The organism is Klebsiella sp. LTGPAF-6F (assembly GCF_001753185.1).
GTDB lineage: Bacteria > Pseudomonadota > Gammaproteobacteria > Enterobacterales > Enterobacteriaceae > Klebsiella > Klebsiella michiganensis.
Genome location: NZ_CP017450.1, coordinates 100,342 through 115,050, shown reverse-complemented (window position 1 = coordinate 115,050; position 14,709 = coordinate 100,342). Strand labels below are relative to the sequence as shown.

Annotated in this window: 14 protein-coding genes; 7 read left to right on the top strand and 7 right to left on the bottom strand. The window is 57.2% G+C overall.

Going from position 1 to position 14,709, the window contains the following annotated elements; genetic code table 11:
• Window positions 1-17: 17 nt before the first annotated feature.
• The 3 genes from pfkA to cpxP form a co-directional block, all read right to left on the bottom strand.
• Entirely contained in the window at window positions 18-980 is a 963-nt protein-coding gene (gene pfkA / locus BJF97_RS00530; RefSeq protein ID WP_004127238.1) for a 6-phosphofructokinase, read from the bottom strand.
• 202 nt (window positions 981-1,182) lie between these two features.
• Window positions 1,183-2,079 carry a CDF family cation-efflux transporter FieF gene (gene fieF / locus BJF97_RS00525; RefSeq protein ID WP_014227425.1) on the bottom strand — a complete coding sequence of 299 codons (897 nt, stop codon included), beginning with the start codon at window positions 2,077-2,079 and terminating at the stop codon, window positions 1,183-1,185.
• Window positions 2,080-2,228: 149 nt separating this feature from the next.
• Window positions 2,229-2,732 carry a cell-envelope stress modulator CpxP gene (gene cpxP, locus BJF97_RS00520; RefSeq protein WP_004855993.1) on the bottom strand — a complete coding sequence of 168 codons (504 nt, stop codon included), beginning with the start codon at window positions 2,730-2,732 and terminating at the stop codon, window positions 2,229-2,231.
• A gap of 149 nt (window positions 2,733-2,881) precedes the next feature.
• Here cpxP and cpxR point away from each other — a divergent pair, with 149 nt between their 5' ends.
• Complete coding sequence (gene cpxR, locus BJF97_RS00515; RefSeq protein ID WP_004127228.1) at window positions 2,882-3,580, top strand: envelope stress response regulator transcription factor CpxR; 699 nt, start codon at window positions 2,882-2,884, stop codon at window positions 3,578-3,580.
• Window positions 3,577-4,950 (top strand): envelope stress sensor histidine kinase CpxA, encoded by a 1,374-nt coding sequence (gene cpxA, locus BJF97_RS00510; protein WP_070082754.1) that lies wholly within the window; start codon window positions 3,577-3,579, stop codon window positions 4,948-4,950. Before cpxR ends, cpxA begins: the two co-directional genes overlap by 4 nt.
• 91 nt (window positions 4,951-5,041) lie before the next feature.
• On the opposite strand, the gene yiiM is transcribed toward cpxA, so the two are convergent.
• On the bottom strand, window positions 5,042-5,716 hold the full coding sequence (yiiM, locus tag BJF97_RS00505; RefSeq protein WP_014227423.1) for a 6-hydroxyaminopurine reductase: 675 nt from the start codon (window positions 5,714-5,716) through the stop codon (window positions 5,042-5,044).
• 71 nt (window positions 5,717-5,787) lie between these two features.
• Window positions 5,788-6,408, bottom strand: coding sequence for a superoxide dismutase [Mn] (sodA, locus tag BJF97_RS00500; RefSeq protein ID WP_004127220.1), 621 nt, complete (start codon window positions 6,406-6,408; stop codon window positions 5,788-5,790).
• Window positions 6,409-6,699: 291 nt separating this feature from the next.
• Between sodA and rhaT the strand changes: the two genes are divergently transcribed.
• Window positions 6,700-7,734, top strand: a complete 1,035-nt coding sequence (rhaT, locus tag BJF97_RS00495) for an L-rhamnose/proton symporter RhaT (RefSeq protein ID WP_004107493.1) — start codon at window positions 6,700-6,702, stop codon at window positions 7,732-7,734.
• 5 nt (window positions 7,735-7,739) lie between these two features.
• Here rhaT and rhaR read toward each other — a convergent pair whose 3' ends face one another.
• Together rhaR and rhaS (BJF97_RS00485) are read right to left on the bottom strand one after the other, a co-directional pair.
• Window positions 7,740-8,588: an HTH-type transcriptional activator RhaR gene (gene rhaR / locus BJF97_RS00490; RefSeq protein WP_004127212.1), complete on the bottom strand. Its 849-nt coding sequence runs from the start codon at window positions 8,586-8,588 to the stop codon at window positions 7,740-7,742.
• 73 nt (window positions 8,589-8,661) lie between these two features.
• Entirely contained in the window at window positions 8,662-9,498 is an 837-nt protein-coding gene (gene rhaS, locus BJF97_RS00485; protein ID WP_014227422.1) for an HTH-type transcriptional activator RhaS, read from the bottom strand.
• A 311-nt stretch (window positions 9,499-9,809) separates the two neighbouring features.
• Here rhaS (BJF97_RS00485) and rhaB point away from each other — a divergent pair, with 311 nt between their 5' ends.
• The 4 genes from rhaB to rhaS (BJF97_RS00465) all read left to right on the top strand — a co-directional run bounded on the left by rhaB (window position 9,810) and on the right by rhaS (BJF97_RS00465) (window position 14,568).
• Window positions 9,810-11,276, top strand: a complete 1,467-nt coding sequence (rhaB, locus tag BJF97_RS00480) for a rhamnulokinase (RefSeq protein WP_032693285.1) — start codon at window positions 9,810-9,812, stop codon at window positions 11,274-11,276.
• Entirely contained in the window at window positions 11,273-12,532 is a 1,260-nt protein-coding gene (gene rhaA / locus BJF97_RS00475) for an L-rhamnose isomerase (RefSeq protein ID WP_014837041.1), read from the top strand. The genes rhaB and rhaA overlap by 4 nt, the downstream gene beginning before the upstream one ends.
• A gap of 137 nt (window positions 12,533-12,669) precedes the next feature.
• Window positions 12,670-13,500, top strand: coding sequence for a rhamnulose-1-phosphate aldolase (rhaD, locus tag BJF97_RS00470; RefSeq protein ID WP_014227419.1), 831 nt, complete (start codon window positions 12,670-12,672; stop codon window positions 13,498-13,500).
• A gap of 81 nt (window positions 13,501-13,581) precedes the next feature.
• Window positions 13,582-14,568, top strand: coding sequence for a rhamnose ABC transporter substrate-binding protein (gene rhaS / locus BJF97_RS00465; protein WP_032693286.1), 987 nt, complete (start codon window positions 13,582-13,584; stop codon window positions 14,566-14,568).
• Window positions 14,569-14,709: the final 141 nt, after the last annotated feature.

Below are 14,709 nucleotides of genomic sequence, written 5' to 3'. Positions count from 1 at the left end.
TTATTTCCGCCGGAGGCTTAGTACAGTTTCTTAGCGCAATCCAGCCAGTCGCTTTTGAACGGACGCTTCATGTTTTCGATAGCGTCGATAATGTCGTGGTGAACCAGCTTCTCGTTCTGAATACCGACGCAGCGGCCGCCGAAGCCCTGCAGCAGCAGGTCAATCGCGTACGCGCCCATGCGGGATGCCAGAATACGGTCATAAGGAACCGGAGAGCCGCCGCGCTGAATGTGGCCCAGTACGGTGGCACGCGTTTCACGGCCGGTCTCTTTCTCGATGTAGTGAGCCAGCTCGTCGACGTCGCACATATGCTCGGTAATCGCCACAATCGCGTGTTTTTTGCCTTTCGCGATACCCGCCTTAATTTCTGAAACCAGGTCGTCGCGCGTGTATTCAACCTCAGGCACCATGATGAACTCACAGCCGCCGGAGATAGCTGCCGCCAGGGTCAGATCGCCGCAGTAGCGGCCCATCACTTCAACAACGGAAATACGCTGGTGGGAGGAAGAGGTGTCACGCAGGCGGTCAATGGCCTCTACCACGGTGCTCAATGCGGTAAAGAAGCCGATGGTATAGTCGGTGCCTTTAATATCGTTGTCGATGGTGCCCGGCAGACCGATGCAGGGGAAGCCCATCTCAGTCAGACGCACGGCGCCCATATAGGAACCGTCACCACCGATAACCACCAGCGCATCCAGGCCGCGCTTTCTCATATTTTCAATCGCGACGGCGCGAATATGTTCTTCGCGGAATTCTGGAAAACGCGCCGACCCCAGGAAGGTGCCGCCGCGGTTGATCATGTCGGAAACGCTGTAGCGGTCGAGCTGAACCATACGATCTTCATACAGGCCGAGGTAACCGTCATAGATTCCAAAAACTTCCAGACCTTCCGTTAATGCCGCACGCACAACGCCACGAATTGCTGCGTTCATGCCCGGGGCATCACCGCCACTTGTCAACACACCGATTTTCTTAATCATGACTACCTCTGAACTTAGGAAGCAAAAAATAATCCTGTTGCCTGAAGCGCCCCTCACGAGGAGTGCACAACGATAATTGCAATAGTATATCAAACGCTTCTGGCTGAATTGATTCAGGTCAGACCAAATGGCGGTAATTTATACAAAAAATGCCGATCCGCCCCACACTTTTACATCGAGTTTACAGACTATAACCTAAAGATCATAAAACACCCTGCCGCCCTAACGGCACCACAGAGCAGGGGTCCTGGTGGATAATGACATCGGACCCGGGAAAACGGAGCAACAGCGCCTGCTCCACCTGGTCGGCAATCACGTGTGCCTGAACAAGCGGGAGGTTATCTTCCATTTCCAAATGAATCTGAATAAAGCGAGTCGGCCCTGACTGCCGCGTTCGTAGATCGTGCGCCCCGCTGACGCCTGGCCACGCGGTCACGATATTGATAATTTCCTGGCGTTCCTCATCAGGAAGCGCACGGTCTAACAACGACTGAACGGCGTCATAAGCCATGCGCAGCGCGCTATATAAAATATAGACGCCTATACCTAATGCAAACAGCGCATCAGCACGGTGCCAGCCGTACCAGGAGAGGGCCAGCGCCACCAGAATTGCGCCGTTCATCATAACATCAGACTGATAATGAAGCATATCCGCCCGTACCGCCTGACTTTGTGTTTTTCTTACGACCCAGCGCTGGAACGTGACCAGCAGCAGCGTGCTGACCAGCGCAATCAGCGTCACCACCATCCCTACGCCCGCCGCATTCATCGGCTCAGGACGAACGAGATGATCAATACCGGTCAAGAACAGAAACAGCGCCGAGCCGGAGACAAACATACTTTGCGCCAGCGCGGCCAACGATTCCGCTTTACCATGGCCAAAGGTATGTTCTTCATCGGCAGGCTGCAGCGAATAACGCACCACCAGCAGGTTGGTCAACGAGGCGGCGATATCCACCAGTGAATCAACCAGCGCCGCCAGAATACTCACAGACCCGGTATACCACCATGCAAAAATCTTGATCAAAAGTAACGCAGAGGCCATCACCGTCGCCGCAATCGCCGCGCGGCTCACCAGCTGCCCATAAGATTGATTCATAAACGCTCCTTACTTCGCGATGCGCTTAGTATAACCCGATCTTTTACCGGGACGGGGAGCCAGGAGGGCGCTGAATAACGGGCAAAAAAAACCCCCACATCATGTGGGGGAAGACAGGGATGGTGTCTATGGCAAGGAAAACAGGGTTGTTACTGGGGTTGCAGGGTATTGCTACTACTCGAAAGCATCATCGCTGAGCCTTTTTGCATCCGTGCAACCTCACGCAACTGATCCATTCGTTGCTGGTGCTTAGCGTTTAAAACCGCTTGCTGCTCTGGCGTTAGCAGGTGATACATCTGGTTGCGAACTTTTGCCATTTCAACCTGGCGGGCAACCTGTTCCTGCGCCATCTTATCTGCCTGAGCGCGTACAGCGTTTTCATCAAAATTTTCTGCGGTGACAAGGCGATGCATTGTCTCCATTTCGCTAACATTAACGGGTGGCCTGTCGTGGCGTGCCCGCTGCATAAGATCTCGTAACTGTTGCCGTTGGTGTTCAGTTAAACTTATGCCGTCAAACATATGGCTCTGGCTGCTGCGCTGGACCCCTTCGTCTCCGGGAAGCCAGTTAACGCTGGTGACGACTTCAGCGGCTTGGCTATATGCACTTAGCGCCAGCGTTGAGGCCATGACGGCAGCGATAACATTGCGCATCACATACTCCCAAAACGTTTGTGTCGCGATTCAACGATAGAGAGTTTACGATGCAGGCTGCAAACATGCGTCAGGGGGTGTAAAACAACGTAAAGTCATGGATTAGCGAGCCTTGATGACGTAATTTCTGCCTCGGAGGTATTTAAACAATGAATAAAATCCTGTTAGTAGATGATGACCGGGAGCTCACCTCCCTGTTAAAAGAGCTGCTCGATATGGAAGGTTTTAATGTGCTCGTCGCCCATGATGGGGAACAGGCGCTGGCCCTTCTGGACGACAGCATCGATTTACTTTTGCTTGATGTGATGATGCCGAAGAAAAACGGTATCGACACGCTCAAAGAGTTGCGTCAGACACACCAGACCCCGGTTATCATGCTAACGGCCCGCGGGAGCGAGCTGGATCGCGTTCTCGGCCTCGAGCTGGGCGCGGACGATTATTTGCCTAAGCCGTTCAACGATCGTGAGCTGGTGGCGCGTATACGCGCGATTCTGCGCCGGTCGCACTGGAGCGAGCAGCAGCAGACAACCGAAGCCGGTTCACCGACGCTGGAAGTGGATGCGCTAAGCCTTAACCCCGGCCGCCAGGAAGCCAGCTTCGATGGTCTGACCCTGGAGCTGACCGGCACCGAGTTCACCCTGCTCTATCTTCTGGCGCAGCATCTTGGCCAGGTGGTATCGCGTGAGCATCTTAGCCAGGAAGTGCTGGGTAAACGCCTGACGCCATTCGATCGCGCGATCGATATGCACATCTCCAACCTGCGGCGCAAGCTGCCGGAGCGCAAAGACGGCCATCCGTGGTTTAAAACCCTGCGCGGACGCGGCTATCTGATGGTATCGGCTTCATGATTGGAAGTTTAACCGCACGCATCTTCGCTATTTTCTGGCTCACGCTGGCGCTGGTGTTGATGCTGGTTCTGATGCTGCCTAAGCTGGACTCGCGCCAGATGACCGAGCTGCTGGAGAGCGAGCAACGTCAGGGCATCATGATTGAACAGCACGTCGAGGCCGAACTGGCGAACGATCTGCCAAACGACCTGATGTGGTGGCGTCGTCTGTTTCGCGCCATCGATAAGTGGGCTCCGCCGGGCCAGCGTTTGCTGCTGGTCACCAGCGAAGGTCGCGTTATCGGTGCCGAACGCAACGAAATGCAGATTATCCGCAACTTTATCGGCCAGGCGGATAACGCCGACCATCCGCAGAAAAAGCGCTATGGTCGTCTGGAAATGGTCGGGCCTTTTTCCGTCAGGGATGGAGAAGATAACTACCAGCTCTATCTGATTCGTCCTGCCAATACGTCACAATCAGACTTCATCAATCTGCTGTTCGACCGGCCGCTACTGCTGCTGATCGTCACGATGTTAGTCAGCGCCCCGCTGCTGCTATGGCTGGCGTGGAGCCTGGCGAAACCCGCGCGTAAGCTCAAAAATGCCGCCGATGAAGTCGCCCAGGGCAACCTGCGTCAGCATCCGGAACTGGAAGCCGGTCCGCAGGAGTTTTTAGCCGCCGGGACCAGTTTTAACCAGATGGTGACCGCGCTGGAGCGCATGATGTCCAGCCAGCATCGTCTGCTGTCCGATATCTCGCACGAACTACGCACGCCGCTGACCCGCCTGCAGTTAGGCACCGCATTGCTGCGCCGCCGCAGCGGGGAAAGCAAAGAGCTGGAGCGTATTGAGATGGAAGCGCACCGGCTGGATAGCATGATCAACGACCTGCTGGTGATGTCGCGCAATCAGGCGAAAACCGCGCTGGTCAGCGAAACGGTGAAAGCCAACCAGCTGTGGGGCGAGGTGCTGGATAACGCCGCCTTTGAAGCCGAACAGATGGGGAAATCGTTCACCGTCGAGTATCCGCCGGGGCCGTGGCCGCTGTACGGTAACCCCAATGCGCTGGAAAGCGCGCTGGAGAATATCGTGCGTAACGCGCTGCGCTACTCGCATACTAAAATTTCGGTAAGCTTCTCAGTGGATAAAGACGGCATCACGGTGAACGTCGATGATGACGGCCCGGGCGTGAGTCCGGAGGATCGCGAGCAGATTTTCCGTCCGTTCTACCGTACCGATGAGGCGCGCGACCGCGAGTCTGGCGGTACCGGCCTGGGGCTGGCGATTGTCGAGGCGGCGATTCAACAGCATCGCGGTTGGGTGAAGGCCGACGACAGCCCGCTGGGCGGCCTGCGCTTAACCCTCTGGCTGCCGCTGTACAAGCGCACCTGATCTTCCCGGCCTGGCTTCACCGGGCCGGGTTCAAAACGGGTAGCCCGGGTAAGGCGCAACGCGCCGCCATCCGGGAACGCGCACGGAAGCGCTATTTCCCCCACAATCTCCGCGAATTATTTTCGATCTTCCCGCTCAGGCGCCGTTTCTGCATGGTACGGCTCCAGCTTACCGACAGCCCCGCCGCGGAGAGCAGACGGTGGTACTGCTCATCATCAAACGGCATCTGCCAGGCGATGGCGCCCGCTTCGTGAACGCTCACGTCGCTGAGCCGGGAAACCAGCGCCAGCGGCGCATCGCTGGACACCTGCCCGCCCGCCACCACCCGATACAGCCAGCCGGTTTTGCCGCTGTTTTGCATAAGCTGCGCCATATCGCTGACGGCAAAGTGATAGTTGAGCTTGAAGCACGGCGATCGCGGCTGGGTGACCTGAATCAGCGCTTCTCCCCAGCGGAAGATATCGCCAATGTAGACGTTTTTTTCGGTCAGCCCTTCGGTCGAGAGATTTTCGCCAAACGCCGGGGCGCAGAAAAGATCCGCCTGCTGCGGAAGCTCACGGGCCCAGTGGGCGTAGTGTTCACGGGGATAGTGGCACAGCGCGCGGTCCGGCCCGCCGTGAATTTTCTTCTCCGCCTGCTCATCGCCCTCCAGCCCCAAATCGCCGAGGGTCAGTTCACCATCGACCTGAATTTTACCGATGGCGCTTGGACGGCTGCCGTCATAATCCCTTACCTTGCCCACAAAGACATTCACCGGATAGTGCATCGCTGCTCCTTTGCTGCGGATATAAAAAAAGCGAGTCATCAGACTCGCTTCTCGCTCAGCACAATGCAACCTTATTTTTTGGCGGCAAAACGCGCTGCGGCTTCGTCCCAGTTCACCACGTCCCAGAACGCTTTGATGTAGTCCGGGCGGCGGTTCTGGAATTTCAGGTAGTAAGCGTGTTCCCACACGTCCAGGCCGATAATCGGGAAGCCGGAAGCGCCGGAGATCGCTTCGCCCATCAGCGGGGAGTCCTGGTTAGCGGTAGAAACCACCGCCAGCTTGTCGCCTTTCAGCACCAGCCACGCCCAGCCGGAGCCGAAACGGGTCGCCGCCGCTTTTTCAAATTCCGCTTTGAAGTTGTCAACGGAACCGAAATCACGCTCGATAGCCGCTTTCAGGTCGCCCTGCAGGGTGGTACCGGTTTTCAGGCCTTTCCAGAACAGGCTGTGGTTAGCGTGGCCGCCTGCGTTGTTACGCAGCACGGTTTTTTTGTCTGCCGGCAGCTGATCCAGTTTGGTAATCAGCTCTTCTGCGGACAGGCTCGCGAATTCAGGCAGGCTTTCCAGCGCTGCGTTAGCGTTATTTACGTAGGTCTGGTGGTGTTTAGTGTGATGGATTTCCATCGTCTGCTTGTCAAAATGCGGTTCCAGGGCGTCATAAGCGTACGGCAGGGCAGGCAGTGTATAACTCATAATCATCTCCATTATTGTCGAGCGGCGGAAAGTGTTAATGCCGCGTAAGCAGTTGGTTCATTATAGTTAATTAAATGATATTGAAAACGCTTATCAATGCCGTATTTTTAATAAGGTTATAACAACGGGTAATAGATGTCGTTTTGTGATACAGAACAACTAATTAAGTTTTTGGTTGCCAGGTTCAGGCTTCGGGTGGCAACAGCTTAAAGGCGGAAAAACTGACCGATTTTTACACTCATCGGGTCGGAAGAAGATTTATCCGATAAAAAATAGATGAGGATAAAATCAATGAATCACGCGATTACGATGGGTATTTTTTGGCATTTGATAGGTGCGGCCAGTGCAGCCTGTTTCTATGCCCCGTTCAAGAAAGTTAAACATTGGTCCTGGGAAACCATGTGGTCTATCGGCGGTATTGTCTCCTGGCTGATCCTCCCCTGGGCCATCAGCGCCATGCTGCTGCCCGATTTCTGGGCCTATTACGGTTCTTTTAACGCCTCCACTCTGCTGCCCGTTTTCCTGTTCGGCGCCATGTGGGGTATCGGTAATATCAACTACGGCCTGACGATGCGTTACCTGGGGATGTCGATGGGGATCGGCATCGCCATTGGTATCACGCTGATTGTCGGCACGTTAATGACGCCGATTCTTAACGGTCAGTTTGATGTTCTCATTAACACTAAAGGCGGCCAGATGACGCTGCTCGGCGTGCTGGTCGCGGTGATTGGCGTGGGTATCGTCACCCGCGCAGGCCAGCTGAAAGAGCGCAAAATGGGCATCAAAGCCGAAGACTTCAACCTGAAAAAGGGGCTGCTGCTGGCGGTGATGTGCGGCATCTTCTCGGCCGGTATGTCGTTCGCCATGAACGCCGCCAAGCCGATGCATGAAGCCGCCGCCGCGCTCGGCGTTGATCCGCTCTACACCGCGCTGCCAAGCTATGTGGTGATCATGGGCGGCGGCGCGCTGGTCAACCTCGGCTTCTGCTTTATCCGTCTGGCAAAAGTAAAAAACCTGTCGATAAAAGCCGACTTCTCGCTGGCAAAACCGCTCATCATCAGCAATATCCTGCTTTCGGCGTTAGGCGGCCTGATGTGGTATCTGCAGTTCTTTTTCTACGCCTGGGGCCACGCCAGCATTCCGGCGCAGTACGACTATATGAGCTGGATGCTGCATATGAGCTTCTACGTGCTGTGCGGCGGCCTGGTGGGTCTGATACTGAAAGAGTGGAACAACGCCGGTCGTCGTCCGGTGGGCGTCCTCAGCCTCGGCTGCGTGGTAATTATTATCGCCGCCAATATCGTTGGTCTGGGAATGGCGAACTAGCGTCGTCAGGCGGCGGTGCGACTGCGCTGCCGCCACTGCCCCGGCGTCATGCCTATCTCGCGGTTAAACACCACCGAAAAGTAGTTGCTGTCTTCAAACCCGCACTGCATCGCCACTTCACCAATCAGCCGTTCGGTATGCTGCAGCAGATACTGCGCGTGACAGATGCGCAGCTGGCGCAGGTAGTGGTTGATGGTCATCCCCGTCTGCTGACGAAACTGCTGGCGCAGCGCGCGTTCGCTGCACCCTTCGCGCTCGCAAAAACGGTCAAGAAAGAAAGGACGATTGAGGCTGCCCGCCAGCTCGGTGAGCAGCTTATCGAGCAGCGCTTCGCTTTGGGTTGCCGCCAAATTATCGGTGGCGTAGCGATAGCGCTGAAGAATAAGCGCCAGCTGCGCAAACAGCAGTTCGGCCATATTATTGGCCTGCGCATCGCTGCGGCTACTTTCATGCTCCAGCTGGGTAATCACCTGCCTGACCTGGGCCATGCCGCTGCTGCCAATCCGCCAGTGCGGAACCCACGGGGTGCCGAACAGGCCGGGAATGTGCGCCGCCCAGTCAAAGTTAAGCCGCAGCCGGTCCGGGCAATAAATGACGTTTTGCAGGACGAGATCGTTCACCGAGGCGTAGGAGTGTTTATCTTCCGCGCGGATATAGAACAGATCGCCGCGGGTAATGCGCCACGGGCGATCGTTCAGGACGTGCAGGCCGTTACCCCGCCACACCAGCACCAGTTCACAGAACTCATGGGTGTGCTCGGCGAAGACGTTTTGCGGATAGCGATCCGCCACCGCCACCGCCTGAGCGGGAGAGGCAAAAAATTCATCTTTGCGAAGAATCAGCTGACCTGCCACGACATCAACTCCGGACGTGAATAACGTTTCATTATTCGCGTTTATGTCTGTCAAAACGTTGACTGCTCTCCCGTTACTGAAGAATGGCGTCGCGCCCCTGGCGAATATCGCGCGGAGACCAGTCAAACTCGCGGCGGAAAAGCGTCGAAAAGTGGTTACTGTCGCCGAATCCGCAGCGATAGGCGATATCGGTCACGCTATCATCGCTATGGCGCAGCAGATGGCGCGCTTTCATCAACCGCACCCGATTCAGATAGCGCTGCGGCGTCAGCCCGGTTTGCTGTTTTAACTGACGATGCAGGGTTCGCAAGGAGAGCGAAAAGCGCGCCGCCACCTCTTCCCAGCAGATATCTTCGGCAAAATGGTCTTCCAGCCAGGCCATCAAATGGTTGAGCCGCGCGTCGTTGTTGGCGGCCCCTTCGGCGAGGCTGCTTTTACGCAGGTGCACCAGCAGCTGCATAAATAAAATCTCGCGGCTGGCGATGGCGTGCATATCCGCATCCGCGCCAACGTTCTCCATCTGCTCCACAATCTGGCGCACCTGCTGCAACGCATTCTGATTCACCCGCCAGTGCGAGAGGTAGTTCCCTTCCTGCTCCTGCGGCAACAGCGCGTTCAGGCCGGACAAAAAGCGAAACGCGTCCGGCGCGCGATAGAGCACGTTAGTCAGGCATAAATTATCCGTGTGCTCGTAGAGATGGCGATCGTGATCGCGGATAAAGCAGACCGAGCCGCCGCTGATGGTGTAGGGCTGGCCGTTGAAAACGTGAATCCCGGTGCCGTGCTCCACAATAACAATCTCATGAAAATCATGGTGATGCTCAGGAAAAGCGGATTGCGGGAGCCGCGGCTCAATGGCGACAGCTGAAACGCCGGACTTAAAGAAATCCACACTGTGCAACATAGTCATAGCCGCTCCTCGAGATGAGAAAAGTTATCAATCAGTGGAGCAAATAGTAATTAAGGGTCGGCGATCCGGCCTTCAATTTTTGACCGCAAAATTCGTAAAGCCTGCCGCTTTTTCAAGAAATGACGGGAAAGATCGGGAACTGCGGACAACATCACATCCCTCACCCCAGCGCGGAGAAAACGAAACTGTGACCTCCCTCACGGTCACCTTTGCTTTCTTGCCAGCGGCCAATTTTCCCTGTCAGTAACAAGAAGGTGAGCCCGACGCGACTTTTTTAGACTGCATGCAATGATTTTCACAAGGATCTTCCCATGAGTTTTCGTCATTGTGTCGCCGTCGATTTAGGCGCCTCCAGCGGGCGGGTGATGCTCGCCGGTTATCAGCCCGGCCAGCAAACGCTGGCGCTGCGTGAAATTCACCGTTTTACCAATAGCCTGCAAAAGGTGGATGGCTTCGACTGTTGGGATCTCGATAGCCTGGAAGGGGAAATTTGCCGCGGTCTGGAGAAGGTCTGCGAACAGGGCATCCTGATCGACAGCATCGGCATCGATACCTGGGGCGTGGATTATGTCCTGCTGGATAAAGCGGGTCAGCGCGTCGGCCTGCCGGTTTCCTATCGCGACTCCCGCACCCAGGGCCTGATGCGCCATGCCGAAGAGCAGCTGGGCCGGGCGGAGATCTACCGCCGCAGCGGTATTCAGTTTCTGCCGTTTAATACCCTTTATCAGCTGCGCGCGCTGGTTGAACAGCAGCCGGAGCTGGTCAGCCAGGCCGCGCACGCGCTGCTGATCCCGGACTACTTTAGCTTCCGCCTGACCGGCAACATGAACTGGGAATACACCAACGCCACCACCACGCAGCTGGTCAACATCAACAGCGATAGCTGGGACGAAGATCTGCTGAACTGGAGCGGCGCGCCGCGCGACTGGTTCGGAACGCCGACCCATCCCGGCAACGTTATTGGCCACTGGATTTGCCCGCAGGGCAATAACATCCCGGTGGTCGCCGTCGCCAGCCACGATACCGCCAGCGCGGTTATCGCCTCGCCGCTGGCCAGCAAAAATGCCGCGTATCTCTCTTCCGGCACCTGGTCGCTGATGGGCTTTGAAAGCAAAACCCCCTGCACCAGCGATGCGGCGCTAAGGGCCAATATCACCAACGAAGGCGGTGCCGAAGGCCGCTATCGGGTGCTGAAAAATATTATGGGCCTGTGGCTGCTGCAGCGGGTGCTCAAGGAGCAAAACGTCGGCGACCTGCCGGCGCTGATCGCGCGTACCGCTGCGCTTCCGGCCTGCCGCTTCGTCATTGACTGCAACGATGACCGCTTTATCAACCCGGACAACATGAGCGCGGAAATCCAGGCCGCCTGCCGCGAAGCCGGGCAGCCGGTTCCCGATACCGACGCCGAGCTGGCGCGCTGTATTTTTGACAGCCTGGCGCTGCTCTATGCCCGGGTGCTTAACGAGCTGGCGGCGCTGCGCGGTCAGCCGTTCAGCCAGCTGCATATTGTCGGCGGCGGCTGCCAGAACGAACTGCTCAACCAGCTGTGCGCCGACGCCTGCGGCATCACCGTGACCGCCGGCCCGATTGAGGCCTCCACCCTGGGCAATATCGGCATTCAGCTGATGACCCTGGACGAGCTGCACAACGTCGATGAATTCCGTCAGGTGGTGCGGCAAAACTACGCCCTCACCACCTTTACCCCCAATCCTGAAAGTGAAATTGCCCGCTTCGTCGCGCAGTTTCAGCCACAACAGACCAAGGAGCTTTGCGCATGACCACTCAACTTGAACAAGCCTGGGAAATTGCCAAACAGCGCTACGCCAGCGTCGGCGTGGACGTCGAGGAGGCCTTGCGCCAGCTGGATCGCCTGCCCGTTTCCATGCACTGCTGGCAGGGCGATGACGTCGTCGGTTTCGAAAACCCGGAAGGAAGCCTGACCGGCGGTATTCAGGCCACCGGCAACTACCCGGGTAAAGCGCGTAACGCCAGCGAGCTGCGCGCCGACCTTGAGCAGGCGCTGAGCCTGATCCCCGGGCCAAAACGCCTGAACCTGCACGCGCTCTATCTCGAATCCGACGCGCCGGTGCCGCGCAATGAAATTAAGCCGGAGCACTTTAAAAACTGGGTTGAGTGGGCGAAAGCCAACAAGCTGGGGCTCGATTTTAACCCCTCCTGCTTCTCGCATCCGCTAAGCGCTGACGGCTTTACGCTGTCGCACGCCAACGATGAAATCCGCCAGTTCTGGATCGATCACTGCAAGGCCAGCCGCCGTATTTCCGCTTACTTCGGCGAGCAGCTGGGCACGCCGTCGGTAATGAATATCTGGATCCCGGACGGCATGAAGGATATTACCGTTGACCGCTTCGCGCCGCGCCAGCGCCTGCTGAACGCGCTCGATGAAGTGATCAGCGAGAAGCTGGACCCGGCGCACCACATTGATGCCGTCGAGAGCAAACTGTTCGGTATCGGCGCGGAAAGCTACACCGTCGGCTCCAATGAGTTCTATATGGGCTACGCCACCAGCCGCCAGACCGCCCTGTGCCTGGATGCCGGCCACTTCCACCCGACGGAGGTCATCTCCGACAAAATCTCCGCCGCCATGCTCTATATCCCGCGTCTGCTGCTGCACGTCAGCCGTCCGGTACGCTGGGACAGCGACCACGTGGTGCTGCTGGATGACGAAACCCAGGCCATCGCCAGCGAAATCATCCGTCACGATCTGTTCGACCGCGTGCATATCGGTCTCGATTTCTTCGACGCTTCGATTAACCGCATCGCGGCGTGGGTGATTGGTACCCGCAATATGAAGAAAGCCCTGCTGCGCGCCCTGCTGGAACCGACCGGGCAGCTGCGTCAGCTGGAGCTCGACGGCGATTACACCGCCCGCCTGGCGCTGCTGGAAGAGCAGAAGTGCCTGCCGTGGCAGGCCATCTGGGAGATGTACTGTCAGCGTCACGATACGCCGGCAGGCAGCCAGTGGCTGGATAACGTACGCGCTTATGAGAATGCGGTTCTGAGCCAGCGCGGGTAAAGCCCGGACGTTCCCCGGGTCGCGGCCGGGCTACAAACCGGTAGCCCGGATAAGCCGTTTACGGCGCAATCCGGGGGCTCGCACATATTCAGGGCGAGGGGCCAACCCCGCGCCGAATCAACAGGAAAGACAAGACTATGCAGACCATTATCGACGCCTGGTTCGTCCAGGGCATGATTAAAGCCACTTCTGACGCCTGGCTGAAAGGCTGGGACGAGCGCAACGGCGGCAACCTGACGCTACGCCTCGACGAAGCGGATATCGAACCCTACGCGGCGGATTTCCACGCTAAACCGCGCTATATCGCCCTGAGCCAGCCGATGCCGACGCTGGCTAACCAGCCGTTTATCGTCACCGGTTCCGGTAAATTCTTCCGTAACGTCCAGCTCGACCCGGCGGCGAACCTCGGGGTGGTGAAAGTCGACAGCGACGGCGCGGGATACCATATTCTTTGGGGCCTGACCAACGATGCGGTACCAACATCCGAGCTGCCGGCGCACTTCCTGTCGCACAGCGAGCGCATCCGGCTGACCAACGGTAAAGACCGGGTGATCATGCACTGCCACGCCACCAATCTGATCGCCCTGACCTACGTGCTGGAGAACAGCAGCGATCTGTTTACCCGCAAGCTGTGGGAAGGGAGTACCGAATGCCTGGTGGTCTTCCCGGACGGCGTCGGCATCCTGCCGTGGATGGTGCCGGGCACCGACGAAATCGGCCAGGCCACCGCCGAGGCGATGCAGAAACATTCGCTGGTGCTGTGGCCGTTCCACGGCGTTTTCGGCAGCGGCCCCAATCTGGACGAAACCTTCGGCCTGATCGATACCGCTGAGAAATCCGCCGAGGTGCTGGTGAAAGTTTACTCAATGGGCGGAATGAAACAAACCATCACCCGCGAAGAGCTGGTCGCCCTTGGCAAACGCTTCAACGTTCAACCCCTGCAGTCCGCGTTAGACCTTTATCCATAACAACATCGCGCCCCGCTCACCGAGACGGGGCGAAAAAATCACCTGCAAACCCTACAAACTAACTCATGTGGAGTAAAAGCAATGAAAACAAACACAAGCTTGATCCTCACCGTTGCCATCCTGGCGTTGTCCGGTTCCGCTTTAGCCGAAGTCAAAATCGCCCTCGTGGCGAAATCACTGGGAAATGGATTCTTCGAAGCAGCGAACGTCGGCGCGCAGGAAGCGGCCAAAGAGTTAGGCGATGTCAAAGTGATCTATACCGGCCCGACCACCACCACCGCCGAAGCGCAGATCGAAGTGCTGAATGGTTTGATCGCCCAGGGGGTGGATGCGATCGCCATTTCCGCTAACGATCCCGACGCCGTGGTGCCGGTACTGAAAAAAGCGATGCAGCGCGGCATTAAGGTGGTCTCCTGGGACTCCGGCGTCGCGCCGGCGGGCCGCCAGATCCATCTTAACCCGTCCAATAACGCGCTGATTGGCGAAACCAACGTTAAGCTCGCCGCCGATGCGCTGAAGGCGCTGAAAGTGGAAAAAGGCGATGTGGCGATTTTAAGCGCCACCCCAACCTCCACCAACCAGAACATCTGGATTGAGGAGATGAAAAAGGTGCTGCCGCAGTATCCGTCCGTCAATCTGGTGACCGTCGCCTACGGTGACGATCTGTCGGATAAAAGCTATCGCGAAGCGGTGGGCCTGCTGAAGTCATACCCTGACCTGAAAGTGATTGTTTCGCCTTCGTCGGTAGGGATCGTGGCCGCCGCGCAGGCGGTGAAAGATCAGGGAAAAATTGGCAAGGTCTACGTCACCGGGCTGGGGCTGCCGTCGGAAATGGCGGGGGCGATTAAGTCCGGCGCCAGCAAAAGCTTCGCCATCTGGAACCCGATTGACCTTGGCTACGCCGCCACGTATCTGGCCGACGATTTAGTCAAAGGCACGGCGACCAAAACCGAAGCCAATATGGGCAAGCTGGGCAAAGTGAAGCTGGACGCCGACGGTAGCGGCGCGATGGCCGAACCGTTCGTCTACGATGCGAGCAACATCGATAAGTTCTCGAAAATTTTCTAACCCTGTTTCCTCACTCCGGCCCTCTTCCAAAAAGAGAGGGAGAAAGTCAGGCCCTCTGCGCACTGCTGCCAGCGAGCACTGAACGGTTCCCTCGCCCCTTTGGGGAGAGGGTTAGGGTGAGGGGTGATTTTACGGAGAACT

Bases quoted from the DNA above. Each gene is read 5' to 3' on its own strand.
- rhaB (WP_032693285.1), top strand. From the start codon at position 9,810: ATGAGTTTTCGTCATTGTGTCGCCGTCGATTTAGGCGCCTCCAGCGGG.
- fieF (WP_014227425.1), bottom strand. From the start codon at position 2,079: ATGAATCAATCTTATGGGCAGCTGGTGAGCCGCGCGGCGATTGCGGCG.
- cpxP (WP_004855993.1), bottom strand. From the start codon at position 2,732: ATGCGCAATGTTATCGCTGCCGTCATGGCCTCAACGCTGGCGCTAAGT.
- rhaT (WP_004107493.1), top strand. From the start codon at position 6,700: ATGAATCACGCGATTACGATGGGTATTTTTTGGCATTTGATAGGTGCG.
- rhaD (WP_014227419.1), top strand. From the start codon at position 12,670: ATGCAGACCATTATCGACGCCTGGTTCGTCCAGGGCATGATTAAAGCC.
- pfkA (WP_004127238.1), bottom strand. From the start codon at position 980: ATGATTAAGAAAATCGGTGTGTTGACAAGTGGCGGTGATGCCCCGGGC.
- sodA (WP_004127220.1), bottom strand. From the start codon at position 6,408: ATGAGTTATACACTGCCTGCCCTGCCGTACGCTTATGACGCCCTGGAA.
- cpxA (WP_070082754.1), top strand. From the start codon at position 3,577: ATGATTGGAAGTTTAACCGCACGCATCTTCGCTATTTTCTGGCTCACG.
- cpxR (WP_004127228.1), top strand. From the start codon at position 2,882: ATGAATAAAATCCTGTTAGTAGATGATGACCGGGAGCTCACCTCCCTG.
- yiiM (WP_014227423.1), bottom strand. From the start codon at position 5,716: ATGCACTATCCGGTGAATGTCTTTGTGGGCAAGGTAAGGGATTATGAC.
- rhaS (WP_014227422.1), bottom strand. From the start codon at position 9,498: ATGACTATGTTGCACAGTGTGGATTTCTTTAAGTCCGGCGTTTCAGCT.
- rhaS (WP_032693286.1), top strand. From the start codon at position 13,582: ATGAAAACAAACACAAGCTTGATCCTCACCGTTGCCATCCTGGCGTTG.
- rhaA (WP_014837041.1), top strand. From the start codon at position 11,273: ATGACCACTCAACTTGAACAAGCCTGGGAAATTGCCAAACAGCGCTAC.